The 1,660-nt window shown below is 39.2% G+C and carries 1 protein-coding gene; it reads left to right on the forward strand.

The genetic code is table 11. From position 1 onward, the window contains the following. The first annotated feature begins 225 nt into the window (after positions 1-225). The gene (locus Xsto_RS20650; RefSeq protein WP_099111965.1) at positions 226-1,482 is read left to right on the forward strand and encodes a tyrosine-type recombinase/integrase; all 1,257 of its coding nucleotides are present in this window, start codon (positions 226-228) and stop codon (positions 1,480-1,482) included. Positions 1,483-1,660: the final 178 nt, after the last annotated feature.

Genomic DNA, 1,660 nt, shown 5'->3' on the forward strand with positions numbered 1-1,660 from the left:
TATCTTTTTTGTATAAAGATATTTAATGTATCACAAATAGTCAATATAAGGTGTATTTAGTCATGAATTTATTTTAATTAACTGATTTTTAATTTAATTAAATTAACCTTGCATTCTTATTAATCAGCAGCAGTCGAGAACGTTCATTAGGTATCATGAAAAAAATGTACATGTAAGTGTACATAATCTACAGTAAGAGTTATGTTGGTTTTTGAGGAAATTAATATGGCAATTACTGATTCATGGCTCCGTTCTACCAATGGTAAGCCCCAAGAAAAAATGGTTACTAAATCAGATAGGGATGGACTGTCTGTTCGTGTGACACCCAAAGGAAAAATCATTTTTCAACTCAGGTATCGTTGGAATGGAAAAGGGGATCGAATTGACATTGGAACCTATCCAGCAACCAGCTTAAAAGATGCTCGTGACTCTGTGATTTTCTATCGCGGGGAATTGGAACAGAATCGCAATCCAAAAATAGTCAAGCGTGTTCGCAAAGAAGCGGTTTTGAATGCTGTTACGGTGGAAACCATTATCAGGGAGTGGTGGACGGCAACCATGCAAGGTTCAAAAGTAAGGGCGGACGATATTTTGCGCTCTTTTGAAATTCATGTATTCCCTAAAATTGGCATGCTACCTCATGACGAAGTGACGCTTCATGTATGGCTTTCTTTAATTGAAAGCATAGCTAAACAAGTGCCATCAATTGGCGATCGCATATTAACATACACCAAGACTGCGCACAGATGGGCAGTTCGGCGCGGAATGACAAGTTTCACACCGTTGTCTGAGGTTGAATTAAATGATTTAAGTGGAAAAAAAATTGGTTCTGGTGCTAATTCTAAAGTGAATGAGAGAGCATTGAGCGAGGATGAGTTGGTTGTTCTTTTTCAGGTTATCAATTCTTCCCGATATAATCCACGTGATACACTGATAATAAAACTATGTCTTTTATTTGGCTGCCGCATTGGTGAATTACTGAAAGCCAAAGTGAACGACTTTGATTATGAAAAAGATATTTGGATTATTCCCCCTAAAAACCACAAGACAGGAAGGAAATCTAAAAAGCCCATTATTAGACCCATTATCCCTGTGGCTAAAGAGTTAATTGAGCAAGCCAAGAGATTAAACGGTGGGAGTGAGTATTTATTTGTTGTGGGAAGTGGTAATCCATTTTTACCAGTGGGGGGACACGCAAGCATAATGACCATGCTAAACAAAAAAATGTCTCTTCACCTTCCTAATTGTAAGCCTTTTTCAATTCATGATTTGCGTAAAACCATGCGTACAGGCGTATCTGAATTAACAGCCCCGCATGTGGCTGAAATTATGGTTGGTCATAAACTGCCGGGAATTTGGCAGGTGTACGATAAGCACACCTACCTAAATGAGCAGAGAGAAGCCTATGAACGCTGGTGGGATAAACTGATTAAAATTGTTTCCCGTCCTCCCAGTCAAGAATGTCCTGCCGTAGAAAATTAAGCTGATTGGATTTAAACTTGGGTTTTGGGAAGCCTTCGCGCCTCTGCTTCCCATTACCGCACCATAATCTTATAGTATGCGGTTTTACACCGTATCGTTCTGCCAGTTCCTGAGTTTTAATGTAAGGTGACTGATTCATTTTTCCTCTCCTTTCTGATACCCGTTCTCCAATATCACC

Source organism: Xenorhabdus stockiae (genome assembly GCF_002632825.1).
GTDB lineage: Bacteria > Pseudomonadota > Gammaproteobacteria > Enterobacterales > Enterobacteriaceae > Xenorhabdus > Xenorhabdus stockiae.